Source organism: Variovorax sp. GW821-FHT10B04, from assembly GCF_059415645.1.
In genome coordinates, this window is the sequence record NZ_JBWKNQ010000003.1 from 466051 (window position 1) to 482969 (window position 16919).

17 protein-coding genes are annotated in these 16919 nt (G+C 67.6%); 10 read left to right on the plus strand and 7 right to left on the minus strand.

What is annotated here, in order from left to right; translation table 11 throughout:
- Positions 1 to 57: 57 nt before the first annotated feature.
- Genes dxs through xseB form a run of 3 tightly spaced genes read right to left on the minus strand, consistent with a single transcriptional unit; the run spans position 58 to position 3159 of the window.
- On the minus strand, positions 58 to 1947 hold the full coding sequence (dxs, locus tag AC07PZ_RS10380) for a 1-deoxy-D-xylulose-5-phosphate synthase (RefSeq protein WP_495294970.1): 1890 nt from the start codon (positions 1945 to 1947) through the stop codon (positions 58 to 60).
- 31 nt (positions 1948 to 1978) lie between these two features.
- Positions 1979 to 2845, minus strand: coding sequence for a polyprenyl synthetase family protein (locus AC07PZ_RS10385; RefSeq protein WP_495295170.1), 867 nt, complete (start codon positions 2843 to 2845; stop codon positions 1979 to 1981).
- Positions 2846 to 2892: 47 nt separating this feature from the next.
- Positions 2893 to 3159 (minus strand): exodeoxyribonuclease VII small subunit, encoded by a 267-nt coding sequence (gene xseB, locus AC07PZ_RS10390; RefSeq protein ID WP_495294971.1) that lies wholly within the window; start codon positions 3157 to 3159, stop codon positions 2893 to 2895.
- A gap of 176 nt (positions 3160 to 3335) precedes the next feature.
- Here xseB and AC07PZ_RS10395 point away from each other — a divergent pair, with 176 nt between their 5' ends.
- From AC07PZ_RS10395 to AC07PZ_RS10430, 8 genes are all read left to right on the plus strand, one after another.
- Positions 3336 to 4481, plus strand: a complete 1146-nt coding sequence (locus AC07PZ_RS10395) for an aromatic ring-hydroxylating oxygenase subunit alpha (RefSeq protein ID WP_495294972.1) — start codon at positions 3336 to 3338, stop codon at positions 4479 to 4481.
- Positions 4482 to 4488: 7 nt separating this feature from the next.
- Entirely contained in the window at positions 4489 to 5421 is a 933-nt protein-coding gene (locus AC07PZ_RS10400; RefSeq protein WP_495294973.1) for a DMT family transporter, read from the plus strand.
- 69 nt (positions 5422 to 5490) lie between these two features.
- Positions 5491 to 6399: a sulfurtransferase gene (locus tag AC07PZ_RS10405; protein ID WP_495294974.1), complete on the plus strand. Its 909-nt coding sequence runs from the start codon at positions 5491 to 5493 to the stop codon at positions 6397 to 6399.
- A complete protein-coding gene (locus AC07PZ_RS10410; protein ID WP_495294975.1) occupies positions 6396 to 6944 on the plus strand; it encodes a DUF2796 domain-containing protein in 549 nt (182 codons plus the stop codon). Before AC07PZ_RS10405 ends, AC07PZ_RS10410 begins: the two co-directional genes overlap by 4 nt.
- Positions 6945 to 6951: 7 nt before the next feature.
- Positions 6952 to 7653, plus strand: coding sequence for an ABC transporter ATP-binding protein (locus tag AC07PZ_RS10415; RefSeq protein ID WP_495294976.1), 702 nt, complete (start codon positions 6952 to 6954; stop codon positions 7651 to 7653).
- The gene (locus tag AC07PZ_RS10420) at positions 7650 to 8912 is read left to right on the plus strand and encodes an ABC transporter permease (RefSeq protein WP_495294977.1); all 1263 of its coding nucleotides are present in this window, start codon (positions 7650 to 7652) and stop codon (positions 8910 to 8912) included. The genes AC07PZ_RS10415 and AC07PZ_RS10420 overlap by 4 nt, the downstream gene beginning before the upstream one ends.
- A 27-nt stretch (positions 8913 to 8939) precedes the next feature.
- Positions 8940 to 9554: a DUF3299 domain-containing protein gene (locus AC07PZ_RS10425; protein ID WP_495294978.1), complete on the plus strand. Its 615-nt coding sequence runs from the start codon at positions 8940 to 8942 to the stop codon at positions 9552 to 9554.
- Between the two features lie 420 nt (positions 9555 to 9974).
- Entirely contained in the window at positions 9975 to 11921 is a 1947-nt protein-coding gene (locus AC07PZ_RS10430) for a DUF3300 domain-containing protein (protein ID WP_495294979.1), read from the plus strand.
- Positions 11922 to 12054: 133 nt separating this feature from the next.
- Here AC07PZ_RS10430 and AC07PZ_RS10435 read toward each other — a convergent pair whose 3' ends face one another.
- Both AC07PZ_RS10435 and AC07PZ_RS10440 read right to left on the minus strand, forming a co-directional pair.
- Positions 12055 to 12270 carry a hypothetical protein gene (locus AC07PZ_RS10435; RefSeq protein WP_495294980.1) on the minus strand — a complete coding sequence of 72 codons (216 nt, stop codon included), beginning with the start codon at positions 12268 to 12270 and terminating at the stop codon, positions 12055 to 12057.
- A 139-nt stretch (positions 12271 to 12409) separates the two neighbouring features.
- Positions 12410 to 13339 (minus strand): ZIP family metal transporter, encoded by a 930-nt coding sequence (locus AC07PZ_RS10440; protein ID WP_495294981.1) that lies wholly within the window; start codon positions 13337 to 13339, stop codon positions 12410 to 12412.
- Here AC07PZ_RS10440 and AC07PZ_RS10445 point away from each other — a divergent pair.
- Positions 13220 to 13669, plus strand: a complete 450-nt coding sequence (locus tag AC07PZ_RS10445) for a hypothetical protein (RefSeq protein ID WP_495295176.1) — start codon at positions 13220 to 13222, stop codon at positions 13667 to 13669. The two genes, AC07PZ_RS10440 and AC07PZ_RS10445, sit on opposite strands and share 120 nt — an antisense overlap.
- Positions 13670 to 13675: 6 nt before the next feature.
- On the opposite strand, the gene AC07PZ_RS10450 is transcribed toward AC07PZ_RS10445, so the two are convergent.
- Both AC07PZ_RS10450 and AC07PZ_RS10455 read right to left on the minus strand, forming a co-directional pair.
- The gene (locus AC07PZ_RS10450) at positions 13676 to 14449 is read right to left on the minus strand and encodes an aspartate/glutamate racemase family protein (protein ID WP_495294982.1); all 774 of its coding nucleotides are present in this window, start codon (positions 14447 to 14449) and stop codon (positions 13676 to 13678) included.
- A gap of 139 nt (positions 14450 to 14588) precedes the next feature.
- Positions 14589 to 15467, minus strand: coding sequence for a transporter substrate-binding domain-containing protein (locus AC07PZ_RS10455; RefSeq protein WP_495294983.1), 879 nt, complete (start codon positions 15465 to 15467; stop codon positions 14589 to 14591).
- Positions 15468 to 15703: 236 nt separating this feature from the next.
- Between AC07PZ_RS10455 and AC07PZ_RS10460 the strand changes: the two genes are divergently transcribed.
- On the plus strand, positions 15704 to 16915 hold the full coding sequence (locus AC07PZ_RS10460; RefSeq protein ID WP_495294984.1) for a D-amino acid dehydrogenase: 1212 nt from the start codon (positions 15704 to 15706) through the stop codon (positions 16913 to 16915).
- The last annotated feature ends 4 nt before the right edge of the window (positions 16916 to 16919 follow it).

Below are 16919 nucleotides of genomic sequence, written 5' to 3' on the forward strand. Positions count from 1 at the left end.
GGCTCACGAAAACGCGGCCCTCGGGCCGCGCTGGTGGAGTTGTGGAGCGTGCGGCTTCTAGAAACTCGACTGAAGTTCCACAGCCGGGGTCTTCTCTGCGGCCACACCGAAACGCGCCGTGATCGACGCCGCGATGCCCTCCGCATCGAGCCCGACGCTTGCCAGCAATTTCACCGGGTCGCCATGCTCGATGAAGCGATCGGGCAGGCCGAGCTGCAACACCGGCTTCACGATGCCGGCGGCCTGCAGCGCCTCGAGCACGGCACTGCCGGCACCGCCCATGATGGCGCCCTCCTCGACCGTCACCAAAGCCTCGTGCGAGCCCGCGACCTGCAGCAGCAACTCGATGTCGAGCGGCTTCGCCCAGCGCATGTCGACGACCGTCGCGTCGAACCGCGCCGCAGCCTCGAGTGCCGGATGCAGCAGCGTCCCGAAGGCCAGGATGGCCACGCGCGAGCCCTGGCGGCGGACCTCGCCCTTGCCGAAGGGCAGCGCCTCGAGCGTGAGATGCGGCACCGCGCCGACACCCGCACCGCGCGGATAGCGCACCGCCACCGGATGGTCCTGCGCATAGGCCGTGCACAGCAGCGCGCGGCATTCCGCCTCGTCCGACGGGCAGGCCACGCTGATGTTCGGAATGCAGCGGAGGAAGGAGATGTCATAGGCGCCCGCATGCGTTGCGCCGTCGGAGCCGACCAGGCCCGCGCGGTCGAGCGCGAACACCACCGGCAGGTTCTGGATCGCCACGTCGTGGATCAGCTGGTCGTAGGCGCGCTGCAGGAAGGTCGAATAGATCGCGACCACCGGCTTGAGGCCTTCGCAGGCCAGGCCGGCGGCAAAGGTCACCGCATGCTGCTCGGCGATGCCGACGTCGTAGTAGCGGCCGGGAAAACGCCGCTCGAATTCGACCATGCCCGAGCCTTCGCGCATCGCGGGCGTGATGCCGACCAGGCGACCGTCCTGTGCCGCCATGTCGCACAGCCACTGTCCGAACACCTGGGTGAAGGTCTGCTTCGACGCCGCGGCAGGCTTGACCAGGCCGATCTTGGGATCGAACTTGCCGGGGCCGTGATACGCCACCGGATCGGCTTCGGCCAGCTTGTAGCCCTGGCCCTTCTTGGTGACCACGTGCAGGAACTGCGGACCGTCGAGCTGGCGCAGGTTCTCCAGCGTCGGCACCAGCGAGTCGAGGTCATGGCCGTCGATCGGGCCGACGTAGTTGAAGCCGAACTGCTCGAACAGCGTCGCAGGCACGACCATGCCCTTGGCATGCTCCTCGAGCCGCTTGGCCAGCTCGAACAGCGGCGGGGCCGCGCGCAGCACGCTCTTGCCGACGCTCTTGGCCGCAGCGTAGAAGTTGCCGCTCATCAGCTGCGCGAGATAGCGGTTGAGCGCACCCACGGGCGGGCTGATCGACATGTCGTTGTCGTTCAGGATGACCAGCAGCTTGCAGTCGGCCACGCCGGCGTTGTTCAGCGCTTCGAAGGCCATGCCGGCGGTCAGCGCGCCGTCGCCGATGATCGCGACCGAATGGCGGTCTTCGCCCTTCTGCTTCGCGGCCATCGCCATGCCGAGCGCTGCCGAGATGCTGGTCGACGAGTGTGCGGTGCCGAAGGTGTCGTACTCGCTCTCGGCGCGCTGCGGAAAGCCCGAAATGCCGCCGAGCTGGCGCAGCGAAGGCATGCGCTCGCGCCGTCCGGTCAGTATCTTGTGCGGGTAGGTCTGATGGCCCACGTCCCAGACCAGCCGGTCGTGCGGCGTGTTGAACACATGGTGCAGCGCCACCGTCAATTCAACGGTGCCGAGGTTCGAACTCAGGTGGCCGCCGGTGCGCGAGACGTTGTCGAGCACGCAGGCCCGCACTTCGTCGGCCACCTGCCGCAGTTGGGCGCGGTCGAATTTGCGGAGCACCGAGGGATCGTGGATGGTGGGGAGCAGCGGAGCCATGGGGACGTTGTTGTTCTGACGCTTGCGCGTTTTATCGGTCGCGATCCACGACCATGTATGCCAGCGCACGCAGCGCGGCCGCGTCGGACAGCCCGCTGCGGTCCAGGGCCGCCAGCGCGTCGGCGAGCAGCCCGCGTGCCTGGCTGCGGGCGCGTTCGAGGCCGAGCAGCGACACATAGGTCGGCTTGTCGCTCGCAGCGTCCTTGCCGGCCGTCTTGCCGAGCGTGGAGGAATCGGCGGTGACGTCGAGGATGTCGTCGACGATCTGGAAGGCCAATCCCAGCGCCGCGCCGTAGTCGCGCAGCGCCGACAAGGCCTGTGCCGGCACGTCGCAGGCGCACGCGGCGCCCATCTCGACGCTGCCCTCCAGCAACGCACCGGTCTTGAGCCGATGCATCTCGCGCAATTGAGCCTCGTCGAGCGACTTGCCGACGCTGGCGAGATCGATCGCCTGGCCGCCGGCCATGCCCTGGCTGCCCGCAGCCCGTGCGAGCAAGCGGCACAGGTTGGCCTGCGCTACCAATTCGACGGTGCCGTCGTCGGGGGTCAGCAGTTCGAAGGCCAATGCCTGCAACGCGTCGCCCGCGAGCAGTGCATCGGCCTCGCCGAACTTCACATGCACCGTGGGCTTGCCGCGACGCAGGACGTCGTTGTCCATGCAGGGCATGTCGTCGTGCACCAGGGAATAGGCATGGATCAGCTCCACGGCGCAGGCTGCGCGCAGCGTGGCGGCCGTGCTGCCACCGACCGCTTCGCTCGCGGCGATCACCAGCAGCGGGCGCAGGCGCTTGCCACCGTCGAGCACGGCATAGCGCATCGCATCGCCGAGTTGCACGGGCGAATCCATGCCGACCCATGCCGACAATGCCTCTTCGACCTGCGCCAGATGCGGCGTCATCCACGCGGCCAGCCGGGCCGCGTTCCAGTCCTCGCCGATCGCTGCCCTCATTCGGCCGACCAAGCCTTCAGGCTGCCCGCATCCAGGATCTTGATCTGCTCATCGACCGCCTGCAGCTTGTCGCGGCAAAAAGCCAGCAGTGCCGCGCCGCGCTGGTAGCTGCCCAGCAGTTGGTCGAGCGGGAGCTGGCCGGATTCGAGTTCACCCACCAGCTTCTCGAGTTCCTGGAGTCCGGCTTCGTAGCTGGTCGGAAGGGCCGCGGCGTCGGAAACCGCCGAAGCGCTCGAGGGAGGAGAAGATGGCACCTTGGGCATTCGCAATCGAAGGTAAAACGCGGCATTCTAGGACGGGGATGTGGAAAATGACCTGCCGGGTACAATCCTTCGTTCTCCTTGCCGGCGCCAGCCGGTGACATTTCCAAGGCTGCCGCGACTGTCGAGCGGCGCCTATTTTCCTTTTTCTCCCTGTGGGGAGCTTGGTCAGGTCACCCATGTCTGATTTAAGTCTTCAACTGCAGCAGGCCACGAGCCAACTCCCGGTTTCCGCGTACTTCGACGAGGCGCTTTATGCCCGCGAGCTGCAAACGCTTTTTGCCAACGGCCCGCGCTACGTCGGGCATCGCCTGGCGGTGCCCGAGCCCGGCAGCTTCCATACGCTGCCGCAAGAGCACCATGGCCGCGCGCTGGTGCATACGCCGAAGGGCGTGGAGCTGATCTCCAATGTCTGCCGCCATCGGCAGGCGGTCATCCTGCAGGGCCGCGGCGAGCTCGATGCGCGCACGGGCGGCAACATCGTCTGCCCGCTGCACCGCTGGACCTACGCCGCCGCCGACGCACGCACCACCGGCACGCTGATCGGCGCGCCGCACTTCGCGCAGGACCCCTGCCTCAACCTGCACAACTATCCGATCGAGGAATGGAACGGCCTGCTCTTCGAGAAGAGCCGCGACCCGGCGCATCCGGGCCGCAGCGTGACGGCCGACCTGGCGGGCCTGGGTCCGCGCGCCGACCTCGACTTCTCGGGCTACGCGCTCGATCGCGTCGAGCTGCACGAGTGCAACTACAACTGGAAGACCTTCATCGAGGTCTACCTCGAGGACTATCACGTCGGGCCCTTCCACCCCGGCCTGGGCAGTTTCGTGACCTGCGACGACCTGCGCTGGGAGTTCAGCCGGCAGTTCTCGGTGCAGACCGTCGGCGTGGCCAACCGGCTGGGCCGCGCGGGCAGCCCGGTCTACCAGAAGTGGCAGGAGCAGCTGCTCAAGTACCGCGACGGCAAGCCCCCGAAGTACGGCGCGATCTGGCTCACCTACTACCCGAACGTGATGGTCGAGTGGTATCCGCACGTGCTCACGGTGTCGACGCTGCACCCGATCGGTCCGCAGAAGACGCTCAACATGGTGGAATTCTTCTACCCCGAGGAGATCGTCGCTTTCGAACGCGAGTTCGTCGAGTCGCAGCAGGCCGCGTACATGGAGACCTGTGTCGAGGACGACGAGATCGCCGAGCGCATGGACGCCGGCCGCCGCGCGCTGATGCTGCGCGGCGACAACGAGACCGGCCCCTACCAGAGCCCGATGGAAGACGGTATGCAGCAGTTCCACGAGTGGTACCGCCGCGAGATGGACTTCAGCTGAGCGACGGATGCAGGCTTTATGGATGGTGCTCGGCGCACTGATCTTCGCGACCATGGGCGTGTGCGTGAAGATCGCCTCGCAATGGTTCTCCAGCGCCGAACTGGTCTTCTATCGAGGCTTGATCGGCATCGTCTTCCTCTGGCTGCTCGCACGCCAGCGTGGCGTGAAGCTGGCGACCGCCTATCCGCTGATGCATGCCTGGCGCAGCCTGATCGGCGTGGTGTCGCTGGGCGCCTGGTTCTATGCGATCGCCCACATGCCGCTGGCGACCGCGATGACGCTCAACTACATGAGCAGCGTCTGGATCGCCGCGTTCCTGGTCGGCGGCGCGCTGCTGGCCTGGGTGCCGGTGCCGGGGCGCGATGGCAAGGTGCCCAGGCCGCCGCTGCAAGGGCCGCTGATCCTCACGGTATTGGCCGGTTTCGTCGGCGTGGTGCTCATGCTCCGGCCGACGATGGGCGAGAACCAGGGCTTCGCGGCGCTGCTGGGCCTGCTGTCGGGCCTGACCGCCGCTTTCGCGTACATGCAGGTCGTCGCACTGTCGCGGCTCGGCGAGCCTGAAGCGCGCACGGTGTTCTATTTCGCGGTCGGGTCCGCGGTGGCGGGCGGACTCGGCACGGCGATCGGCGGCCACACGCCCCTGAACGCATGGACCTGGCCGCACGCGATCTGGCTGCTGCCGGTCGGCGTGCTGGCCGCGCTGGGCCAGCTCTGCATGACACGCGCCTATGCGACCGCCAAGACCGAAAGCGGCACCCTGCTGGTCGCCAACCTGCAGTACTCCGGCATCGTCTTCGCGTCGTTCTACAGCGTGGTGCTGTTCGGCGACCGTCTCGATGCGCTGGGCTGGGCCGGCATGGCGCTGATCGTGACCAGCGGCATCGCGGCCACGGTGCTGCGGCAGCGCTCGCTGCCGAAGGCGCCGGCCGAAGAACACTAGCCACCGGCGCGAGCGCAGCCGCGCGCTGCGCAGGACAATGCACATCCTTTCAGGCCCTCCATGAATGCCATGCCCTTCACCACCCTGATCTCCCCCGAACAACTCCAGGCCCTGCAGGCCGCCGGCACGCCGCTGATGCTGTTCGACTGCAGCTTCGAACTGATGAAGCCCGAAGCCGGTGTTGCGGCCTACCGCGAATCGCACATCGCCGGCGCGGTCTATGCCAATCTCGACACCGACCTGAGCGCCAAGCATGGCGTACCCGGCAAGCATGGCGTCGTGGTCGCGCACGACGACGGCGAGCCGGCCTCCGGCGGTCGCCATCCCTTGCCGAGCCGCGAGAAGTTCGCCGCCTGGCTGTCGAGCGTGGGCTTCGCGAACGGCATGCAGGCCGTCGTGTACGACCGCAACGGCGCCAACTACTGCGGCCGCCTCTGGTGGATGCTCAAGTGGATGGGCCACGACGCCGTGGCCGTCCTCGACGGCGGGCTGCAGGCCTGGCAGGCCATCGGCGGTGCAATCGCCCACGGCGAGGAGCCGGCCCACTTCCAGTCGAATTTCGTGCCCGGCGAGCCGCTGCTGCAGCTGGTCACGACCGGCACGGTGGCCGGCCGTCTCGGCCAAGCTGACCAGACGCTGATCGACGCGCGGGCCGGCGCACGTTATCGCGGCGAGGTGGAACCTCTGGACCCGATCGCGGGTCACATCCCCGGGGCCCTGAACCGGCCCTTCGCCGACAACATCGGCCCCGACGGCAAGTTCAAGCCGGCCGCGCAATTGCGCGCCGAGTTCGAGACCCTGCTGGCGGGCCGGGACCCGGCGACGGTCGTCCACCAGTGCGGCAGCGGCGTGAGCGCGCTGCCCAACCTGCTCGCCATGCAGATTGCAGGACTGGGGCCGACGGCGCTCTATGCCGGCAGCTGGAGCGAATGGAGCAACACGCCGGGGCTGCCGACCCGGCAAGGCGCCGAACCGTGATCCGAAAACTCCCTCTGCTCGTTCTTCTCTGCGCGGCCTCGCTGGGCGTGGCGTCCACCGCATCGGCCCAGGCTCAGCACGCCCACGTCCACGGACTGATCAAGCTCGACATCGCGATCGACGGCCCGAGCATCGTGGTCGCCATGGAATCGCCGCTGGACAACCTGGTCGGTTTCGAACGCGCGCCGCGCACCGACGCCGAGCGCCAGACGGTGGACAACACGGTCGCCACGCTGCGCGCCGCCGACAAGCTCTTCGACATCGATCCGGCCGGCAACTGCAAGCTGGGGCCGGTGAACCTGCAGTCGCCGGCACTCGGCCTCGGCCAGGCCTCGGCGGCCGACGCGGCAGGCGGCGCACATGCCGACATGGACGCGACCTTCGCCTTCAACTGCACCAACGCCACGGCTGTGAAGTACATCGACGTCAGCCTGTTCACGGCCTTCAAGGGCCCGCGCCAGATCGACGTGCAGATCGCCTCACCGAAGGGGCAGTTCCAGCGCTCGCTGAAGCGCCCGAACACACGGCTCGCCTGGGGCAAGTGAGCATCCGGTGACCCAGGTTCTCGTTGCCGAGTCGCTGCGCTTCGCCTGGCCCGGCACGGCGGCGCCCTGCATCGACATCGCGCGTTTCGACGTCGCCGCCGGTGAGGCCGTGTTCCTGCACGGGCCGAGCGGCTGCGGCAAGAGCACGCTGCTGTCGCTGCTGGCAGGCGTGCTGGTGGCCGACCAGGGCCGCGTCGCGCTGCTCGGGCACGACTGGGCCGAACTGTCGGGCGCGGGGCGCGACCGCTGCCGCGTCGCGCACGTCGGCTACATCTTCCAGCAGTTCAATTTGCTGCCGTACCTGAGCGTGATCGACAACGTCCTGCTGCCCTGCCGCTTCTCGCAGCGGCGCTGCGCCCAGGCCTCGCACGGCGGCGCACCACGCATTCAGGCCGGGCGCTTGCTCGCGCAGATGGGCCTCGATGCCAACCTCTGGACACGGCCTGCGATGCAGCTGTCGGTGGGCCAGCAGCAGCGCGTGGCGGCGGCGCGGGCGCTGATCGGCAAACCCGAACTCGTGATCGCCGACGAACCCACGTCCGCGCTGGACGAAGACCGGCGCGAGGCCTTTCTCGACGTGCTGCTCGAAGCCTGCACGGCCAACCAGAGCGCGCTGGTGTTCGTGAGCCACGACCAGCGCATCGCGTCGCGCTTTTCGCGCCACGTGCTGTTGCCCGAGATCAACCGCGCTGCGCGCACCCCGCCATGAGCGTCCTGTTCGGCATCGCCTGGAAGAGCGCCTGGAACCGGCGCTTCACGCTCGCGCTCACGGTGCTGTCGATCGCGCTGTCGACCTTCCTGCTGCTGGGCGTCGAGCGCATCCGCACCCAGTTGCGCGACAACTTCGCGTCCTCGGTCTCGGGCACCGACCTGATCGTGGGCGCACGCACGGGCTCGACACAGCTGCTGCTGTATTCGGTGTTCCGCATCGGTGCCGCGACCAACAACATCTCGTGGAAGAGCGTGCAGGCGCTGTCGGCGCATCCGGGAGTCGACTGGGTCGTTCCGCTGTCGCTGGGCGACTCGCACCGCGGCTTCGCGGTGCTCGCCACCACGCCCGATTACTTCACGCACTTCCACTACGGCAACCGACAGGCGCTGGTGCTGCGCGAAGGCAAGCCCTTCTCGGAACTCTTCGATGCGGTGATCGGCGCCGAGGTCGCCGACCGGCTCGGCTACCACGTCGGCCAGAAGATCACGCTGGCCCACGGCAGCGGCGAGCTCGACACCGGCGCGCATGCCGACAAGCCCTTCACCGTCACTGGCGTGCTGGCGCGCACGGGGACGCCGGTCGACCGCACGGTGCACATCGGGCTCGCGGCCATGGAGGCGATCCATCTCGACTGGGCCGGCGGTGCGCCGATGCCCGGCGTGCACATACCGGCCGAGCAGGTGCGCAAGTTCGACCTGACCCCGAAGAACGTGACCGCCGCGCTGGTCGGCCTGAAGAACCGCGCGGCCGTGTTCTCGGTGCAGCGCTGGGTGTCGACCTACGCGGGCGAACCGCTGATGGCGATCCTGCCCGGCGTCGCGCTCGACGAGCTGTGGAGCGTGGTCGGCGTCGGGGAAAACGCACTGCTGCTGATGTCGGCGCTGGTCGCGCTGGTGAGCCTGGCGGGCCTGGTGTCGGTCGTGATGGCCGGGCTCAACGAACGGCGACGCGAACTCGCGGTGCTGCGCGCAGTGGGCGCGAGCCTGCGGCATGTGCTGGCGCTGCTCGCGCTCGAGGGCGCGCTCGTGACGGCGCTGGGCATCGTGATCGGCGTGATCTTCGCCACGCTCGGCATCGCGCTGCTGTCGCCCTGGCTGCAATCGCAATTCGGGTTGGCGCTCGCGCTGAGCGCACCCACCCCCAACGAGTGGCTGCTGCTGGCCAGCCTGCTGGCTGCCGGCTTCGCCGCGAGCCTGCTGCCGGGCCTGCGCGCCTACCGGCTTTCGCTCGCGGACGGCCTGTCGCCGCGCATCTGACAACCGACCTTTTTCGAGGACTTCACCATGACCGCTCTTTCTTCCCTGCTGCGCTCCGGTGCAGCCCTCGCCTGCATCGCGGCGGCCGCCACCGCCTTCGCGGCCGGCCCGGCGCCCGAAGCGACCACGGCCACCAATCCGCTCGGCGGCAAGGGCGCTGCGGCCAAGGCCGCGCCCGGCCAGGCACGCGAGATCTCCTGGGCCGAGCTGGTGCCCAAGGACTGGGATCCGATGAAGGCCTTCAAGGACATCGACTTCAGCAAGCTCGACGATGCCGACCCGAAGGCGTCCGAGCTGCTGATGAAGATGCAGCAGGCGTCCGACAGCGCGCCCGCCAATCCGGAACTCAACGGTGCCGTGGTGAAGATCCCGGGCTTCATCGTGCCGCTCGAACAGGACAAGGGCGAGGTCACCGAATTCCTGCTGGTGCCCTACTTCGGCGCCTGCATCCACACGCCGCCGCCGCCCGCCAACCAGATCGTGCACGTGGTGCCCGAGAAGGGCGCCAAGTTCCGCGCGATGGACACGGTGTGGGTCACCGGCAAGCTGCAGACGTCGCGCAACGACTCGATGATGGGCGTCAGCGCCTACCACCTCGCGGCCCAAAGCGTGACCAAGTACAACGGCGGCGCGAAGCAATAGGCGACGGCCATCCGGGCGCTCCGGCCATGCCGGGAGCACCCGGACGGCCGCAGAACTGACACGCGCGACCGAAACGCGCTGTCACATCTCGGGTCGGCTTTCGGGCTACGGTGAACGTTGAGCGGAAGGTGATGCCGCATCGATCCTGATGCGCATCGCCACCCGATCAAGGTCATCACAACCAGGGAGCGAGACATGGCCCAATGGCATCTGCATCGACCGGCGCCCAGCGCCACAACGGCGGCACCGGCGCGACGACCACACACGAAGTTCGTGCTGGCGACCATGAGTGCGGCGGTGCTCATGCTCGCCGGCTGCGACAAGCCCGCAGAGCCTCCCGCTGCGGCGACGGTACCTGCAGCACCTGCCGCCGCTCCGGCACCCGAAGCGTCCGCCCAACCGGTGGCCGCAACACCCGCAGTGGCGCCTGCGCCCGCTCCCGCCTATGCACCGCCTTCGGCAGAACAGCTCTACCAGTTGGTCGCGCCGATCGCGCTCTACCCCGACAAGCTGGTGGCACAGGTTCTTGCCGGCGCGACCTATCCCGACCAGGTCACTGCCGCCAACCAATGGCTGGCGCAGAACAAGACGCTCAAGGCCGGACCGCTGGCCGACGCCGCGGAGCGCCAGCCCTGGGACCCGAGCATCAAGTCGCTGACCGCATTCCGTTCGGTGCTGGACCAGATGGCGAGGAATCCGTCGTGGACCACCGCGCTCGGCGAGGCGTATTACAACGACCCGACCGATGTGCTGAATGCCGTACAGGTGATGCGTCAGCGGGCCCAGCGCGCCGGACGGCTGAAGAGCACGCCGCAGATCAAGGTCGCAGCCGCCACGGCACCGCCTGTCTACACGTCCGATCCGAATGCACCGCTGATCTATTCAGGGCCGCCAGTCATCGAGGCGCCTCAGCAATTGATCACGATCGCACCGGCCCAGCCCGACGTGGTGTACGTGCCGAGCTACGACCCGCAGCAGATCTATGGAGAACCGGTGCGTGCCTATCCAGGCTATGCCTATGCGCCGCCGCAGCCCGTCTACACCGAGCCGCGCTACAGCAACGCGCAGATCGCCACCGCCGGCGCACTGACCTTCGGGCTCGGCGTGGTGGTCGGCAGCGCGATCCAGCGCCATGACTGGGGATGGAATTCGTGGGGCATGAACTGGGGCGACCGGCGCCGCGACGATCGACGCCCTGAAGGCCGCCAGCGCGAAGGCCGCGGCGACGATCGGCCGGCCGTGATCTACAACCGCTCGACCTATGTGTCGCGTTCGGAATCGATCACGAACAACAACATCCGCAACGTCTACAACAACGGCCCCGATCCGCGCCAGCAGCAGGCGCAGCAAGCCCAGTTCGCACGCCAGCAGGCCGAACAGGCGCAGCAGAACCAGCGTGCCGAACAGCAGCGGCAGTTCCAGCAGCAGCAACAGCAACAGCAGGCCGACGCTCAGGCCCGGCAGCGCGACCAGCAGGCACAAGCCCAGCGCGAGCAGATCCGCCAGCAGCAGGATCAGCAGCGCCAGCAACAGTTGCAGGCCCAGAACCAGCAGGCGCAGCAGCGTCAACAGCAAGCCCGCCAGGACGAGGCACGAAGACAGCAGCAAGCCGTCGACCAGCAACGCAGGGGACAGGAAGCCCAGGCTCAGCAGCAACAGCAGCAACAGCAGCAACAGCAGGAGGATCAGGCCCGCCGGCAACAGCAGGCCAACGCGCAGCAGCAAGCTCAACAGCAGCAACGACAGCAGCAGGAGCAGGCGAGACGGCAGCAGGCTGACGCGCAAACGCGGCAGCAGGATCAGGCGCGTCAACAGCAAGAACAAGCGCGCCAGCAACAAGCCCAGGCGCAGGACAGACAGCGCCAGCAACAGGAGCAACAGCGCCAGCAGCAGGATCAGCAACGACGTCAGGCGGCACAAGGCCAGGCGCAGCAGCAACAGGCGCAACAACAGCAGCGCCAGCAGGAACTGCAACAACAGGATCAGCAGCGCCGGCAAGCTGCGCAAGCCCAACAACAACAACAACAACAAGCCCAGCAGCAGGAGCAACAGCGTCGGCAGGCAGAGCAGGCTCGTCAACAGCAGCAGCAAGTGCAGAACCAGCAGCGGCAGCAACAGGAGCAGCAACGCCAGCAGCAGGAACATGCCCAACGCCAGCAACAGGATCAGGCGCGGCAACAGGCACAGCAAGCCCAGCAGCAGCAGCAGCGTCAACAGCAGGAACAGGCGCAGCGCCAGCAGGCACAACAACAGGCCCAGCAGCAACAGCAACAGGCTCAACAGCGGCGCCAGCAGGAGCAGCAACAGCAGGCGGCCGCGGGCCAACGCCCGCAGGGCCGGCGGCCGCCGGACGATCAACGGCCCTGAGAACGGCGACGCCCGTCATTCACGATGCAAGGCGATCTCGAGCCGATCGCCTCCGGACAGCGGTGCGTCAGGAAGAGAGAAGTGACGCCCCGGGCGGTGGCCTGCACACCGGCTGGGGCATCGCGCGAGCCGGTCAGTCCGGCGCGTGATTCACGCGATCGTGTTCCTCGTCGGCCGGCACGTTGTCGGCGTCGAGATCGCTCGCATCCGTCAGATCAAGCCCGGTCTCATCTTCGATTTCGGCTGAATCCTCGCCGTCGAGCGCGTCATAGCCGTCCTCGGACAAATCCGCATCTGCGGATGCAGGTGCGTTTCCGGCGGTGCGACGAGGTGAGGTTGCAGAAGACATGGTGATTTCCTTGATGGCTCTGGTGGTTGCAATGCGGCTGCGACCGGATGGCGTGCCGCATGCTTCATCATGCGCCGGAACTCCGCCGGCACGCACCACGGCCAACCGGCCGCATGCGTGTCGGAATCATCCGATCGGCTCAGGGCTTGTGCGGCGCGACCTCCGCGGCATGGTCGTGGTCATGTCCCTCGTGGCCATGCTCGTGATCGTGCTCGCCATGCGCGAGCCGGCTGACCATCGTCACCAGCACGATGCCGGCCACCAGCCACAGCACCTGCGCGGCAGTCTGGCGCGCCGGGAGGCTCTTCTGCAATTGAGGGATCAGGTCGGCCAGCGCGACGTACACGAAGCTGCTGCCGGCCAGCACGAGGAAGTACGGCAGCCAGCCATGCAGCTGGTCGATCAACCACCAGCCCGCCAGCCCGCCGAGCGCGGTCATCGTGCCGGCCAGCGACACCTTGACCAGGGCCGAGCGTGAATTCGCCGAACTCTGGCGCAGCACGACCAGATCGCCGATGTGATGCGGCACCTCGTGCGCCAGCACGGCCAGCGCGGCAACCAGGCCGAGCCGCACATCCGCCACGAAGGCCGACGCGATCAGGATGCCATCGCCGAAACAGTGCACGCTGTCGCCGGTCAGCACCGCCCAGCCGCCCGCGCGCCTTTCGCCATGCGCGTGGCCGTGCGCATGGTCATGCGCGTGCCCGGCGTGGGAATGATCATGTCCGTCATGGCCATGTGCCTGCGCCGCGCCGACCGGGCCCGGCACGGCGTGGTGGTGCTCATGGCCGTGATGCCAGAGTTCCGCCTTGTCGAGCAGAAAGAAGAACACGAGCCCGAACAGCAACAGCCCGAACAGCAGCGCCGGTTCGATGCCGCTCTCGAAGGCTTCAGGCAGCAGGTGCATGAAGGCGGTGGCGAGCAGTGCGCCCGCCGCAAGGCTCAGCAGATGCTGCGAGTTCACGCCGCGTCCGCCGTTACGCACACCGATGCGCATGAGCAAGGCGGCGAGCCAAACGCTCCCGATACCGGCGAACAGGGTCGCCGCGATGATGGCCAGCAAAGTCATAAGGTCCTGCAGCACGGGCACGAAGCCCGAATCGATCAAAAAAGCATCAAACACAAACAACAAAAGCCGCCCCTTGGGACGGCTTTTGGCGGAGGCGGCCTGAAGCGTCGCTGCGTCGAAAAGGACCAGGCGACGCCGCGGGCCTTGAACCAGGCCTGTGTGCGCTTCCATCCGTTCCCGGCCGCTTCCTTCGAGGTCGCTCGGCCGGTAGTCCGCATGGAACGCATGGCCCGCTTCGGGGTACACGACAAATTCCGATGCCTTGGCTGCCGGCGTACCGGTTGCCAAGGCCATTTTTATCTTATCAACCGTGTCAAGAGGGATGCCTGATCTTTTTCACCATGGAGGCCGCGAAACTTCCAGGCGGTTGCCGGAACGGTCGTCGGCATAGGCGCGCGACGCCAATGCCGACGCCAGCACCCGCGCCGGATCGACCAGTTGCAGCGCAGCGGTCGCTGCACAGCCTTGCAGGCCCAGCGGAACCTCGGTGCAGCCCATCACGATCGGCAACGGGCCGTGGCGTTGCGCCAGTTGCAGCGCCACCTCGGAAAAGCAACGCGTCGCCAGCGACAGATCGCCGGCCTTCACGCCGTCGTAGATGCCGCGCATGAGGAGCTCCCGCTCGGCGGCACGCGGCAGATGGCAGGTCAAACCGGCTTCGGCCATCGCGTGCTCATAAAGCCGGACACGGTAGGTGCCCTCGGTCGCCATCAGCGCCACCTCGCGCACGCCCTGCGCGGCCAGATGCGCCGCCACTTCGCGTGACACATGCAGCAACTCGACCTGCGGAAAGCGTTCCTGCAGCGCCGCGTGCCACGCGTGCGCCGTGTTGCAGGCGATGGCGACGGTGCGGCTGCCCAGCGCAGCCAGCCGGCCCAGCGCCTGCAGCATCGGCTCGAGCGGCTGGTGCGCGCCATGTGACGCGGACTCCAGCGCGCCGGTGCGATCGGGCACCGGAACCTGCGCTAGCCAATGCTCGGGAAAGGCCTGGTCGCGCACCGGCTCGCCCTTGGCCCGCATGTGCTGCGCGCAGGCCTCGACGAACAGGCGCACGAAGTCCGCGCCGGCCGCCGGCCCCATGCCACCCAGAATGCCGACCACCTGCGTCACGTCACTCCTTCAGTATCCAGACGCCCCCGCCCGCCGCTCCAGAAACACCACGGAACCGGCTCCGCCGGGCCGTCGGTGTTGCCCCCGGAAGGAGGTTGGCGAAAGGCGACACGCAGTGCGCCGAAGCCTGGGGGAGAGCTCATGTCGCCGGTTTGTCCGACGGGGTCTTGATGTTGTCCTTCAGCTCCTGGCTCATCGGCAATCCGATCGGCAGGTTCTTCGGCGGGATCGGTGCCAGGAACCACTTGTTGTAGAGCTTTTCGAACTCGCCCGACTTCATCATTCCGGTGATCACGCCGTCGACCAGCGCCTTGAACTGCGGGTCGTCCTTCGGCAGCATGCACGCGTAGGGCTCGACCTGCAGCGCCTCGCCGACCACTTCGAGATCGGCCGGCGCCTTCGAGTTGGAGCGCAGGCCGTACAGCAGGATGTCGTCCATCGCGAAGGCCACGGCGCGGTCGGTCTCGACCAGCAACAGTGCGTCCGCATGGTCCTTGGCCGACACGATGTCGATGTCGAGCTTCTTGTCCTCGTTGTACTTGCGCACGACCAGCATGTTGGTGGTACCGGCGGTGATGGTGACCTTCTTGCCCTTCAGGTCCGCATAGTCCTTCACGCCGGAAGTCTTCTTCACGAGCAGGCGGGTGCCGGTATAGAAGTGGTTGATGGCGAAGGACACGTCCTTGCCCCGCGCGGTGTTGTTGGTGGTCGATCCGCATTCGAGCTCGATCGTGCCGTTCGACAGCAGCGGAATGCGGTTCTGCGACGTCACCGACATCCACGCGATCTCCAGGTTCGGCTTGCCGAGCTTGGTCTTCACCGCATCGGCGATCGCATTCGACAGCTCGACCGAGAATCCGATCGGCTTGCTGGGGCCGTCCAGGTAGCTGAACGGCACCGACGATTCGCGATAAGCCATCGTGAACTTGTTCTCGGCCGCGATCTTGGCCAGCGTGTCGGCGGCGTGGGCGCCGGTGGCGGTCAGGAGAACGGCAGCCATCAGGACGGAGAGTTTCATGCGAGCCTTTCGGTGAGTGGGTTGATCGACGAAGGCCAGTGTAAAAACTTGCTGCACCGGTCCAATAATTCCTTTTGCGTCGAATGGCATGCCGGAAAGTTATGGATGCGAAGCGTGCGAGCCCGCCGCTTCCGGGGCATGCCATTTGGCTATGGCCGGTCCTCGTTTCGGCATTTCCCGCCAGGCCGATGCCGGCCTAGAGTCACGGCCATTCGGCAACGAGAGAGGACAAGGTCATGCACGTCTGTGTGCTGGGCGCGGGCATCGTGGGGTTGGCCACGGCGTGGCAACTGCATCGCGATGGCCATGAGGTCACGGTGATCGATCGGGCGGCGGCCGGTGCGGGCGCCAGCGGTGGCAATGGCGCGCAGCTGAGCTATTCGTACGTGCAGCCGCTGGCCGACCCGTCGATCTGGGCGCAGTTGCCCAAGCTGTTGCTGTCGCCCGATTCGCCGCTGAAGCTGCGTCCGCAACTCGATCCGCTGCAATGGCGCTGGGGGATCGAATTCCTCGCCGCCTGCAATGCCGCAACCTCGCGCGACACCACGGCCCGGTTGCTGGCGCTGGCCGCCGAAAGCCGGCAGGGCTTCGAGACGATGCGCGCCGGGATCGCTGCGGACTGCGACTTCTCCGCCACCGGAAAACTCGTCCTGTACCGCAGCGAAGACGCATTGGCCGGCGCGGCGCGGCAGGTCGAGTTGCAGCGCACCATGGGCAGCGAGCAGCGGGTCGTGACGCCGGCCGAATGCGCCGACATCGAACCCGCACTGGCGCACTACGCGCAGCAGATCGCAGGCGCCGTCCACACGCCGAGCGAATGCGCCGCGGACTGCCTGAAGGTCTGTCAGGCGCTCGAAGCCTGGTTGCGCGCGCACGGCGTGCACTTTCTGCTCGGCACCGAGGCCCGGGACTTCACGGTGCGTGCCGGCCGGGCGGTGGCGGTGCGCACGGCTGCCGGCGACGTCGAGGCCGATGCGTTCGTGATGGCGCTGGGCACCGCGTCGCATCGGCTGGGCCGAACGCTGGGCGCCTACCTGCCGGTCTATCCACTCAAGGGCTACAGCATCACGGTGGATGTCGACCCGGCGCCCGGTGCCGCGCCCAGAGTGAGCGTGACGGACAGCGCACGCAAGGTCGTGTTCGCACGGCTCGGTGGCCGGCTGCGCGTGGCGGGCATGGCGGAACTCGTGGGCCATGACGCCCGCATCCCGGCCGACCGCATCGACACCCTGGCCGACGCCACGCGCGCCGTGTTCCCCGAGGCCGGCACGCTGGCCGAACTCCGCCCATGGACCGGCATGCGTCCTGCCACACCGACCGGACTGCCGATCATCGGCCGGCGCGGCGCAGCCCCGGCCAACATGCTGTTCAACACGGGCCACGGCGCGCTCGGCTTCACGCTGGCCTTCGGCTCCGCCGCACGGATCGCACGAACGCTGACGGCGTGACGCC

Bases quoted from the DNA above. Each gene is read 5' to 3' on its own strand.
- AC07PZ_RS10405 (WP_495294974.1), top strand. From the start codon at position 5,491: ATGCCCTTCACCACCCTGATCTCCCCCGAACAACTCCAGGCCCTGCAG.
- AC07PZ_RS10460 (WP_495294984.1), top strand. From the start codon at position 15,704: ATGCACGTCTGTGTGCTGGGCGCGGGCATCGTGGGGTTGGCCACGGCG.
- AC07PZ_RS10445 (WP_495295176.1), top strand. From the start codon at position 13,220: ATGCTGCGAGTTCACGCCGCGTCCGCCGTTACGCACACCGATGCGCAT.
- AC07PZ_RS10455 (WP_495294983.1), bottom strand. From the start codon at position 15,467: ATGAAACTCTCCGTCCTGATGGCTGCCGTTCTCCTGACCGCCACCGGC.
- dxs (WP_495294970.1), bottom strand. From the start codon at position 1,947: ATGGCTCCGCTGCTCCCCACCATCCACGATCCCTCGGTGCTCCGCAAA.
- AC07PZ_RS10385 (WP_495295170.1), bottom strand. From the start codon at position 2,845: ATGACGCCGCATCTGGCGCAGGTCGAAGAGGCATTGTCGGCATGGGTC.
- AC07PZ_RS10400 (WP_495294973.1), top strand. From the start codon at position 4,489: ATGCAGGCTTTATGGATGGTGCTCGGCGCACTGATCTTCGCGACCATG.
- xseB (WP_495294971.1), bottom strand. From the start codon at position 3,159: ATGCCCAAGGTGCCATCTTCTCCTCCCTCGAGCGCTTCGGCGGTTTCC.
- AC07PZ_RS10435 (WP_495294980.1), bottom strand. From the start codon at position 12,270: ATGTCTTCTGCAACCTCACCTCGTCGCACCGCCGGAAACGCACCTGCA.
- AC07PZ_RS10440 (WP_495294981.1), bottom strand. From the start codon at position 13,339: ATGACTTTGCTGGCCATCATCGCGGCGACCCTGTTCGCCGGTATCGGG.
- AC07PZ_RS10420 (WP_495294977.1), top strand. From the start codon at position 7,650: ATGAGCGTCCTGTTCGGCATCGCCTGGAAGAGCGCCTGGAACCGGCGC.
- AC07PZ_RS10425 (WP_495294978.1), top strand. From the start codon at position 8,940: ATGACCGCTCTTTCTTCCCTGCTGCGCTCCGGTGCAGCCCTCGCCTGC.
- AC07PZ_RS10395 (WP_495294972.1), top strand. From the start codon at position 3,336: ATGTCTGATTTAAGTCTTCAACTGCAGCAGGCCACGAGCCAACTCCCG.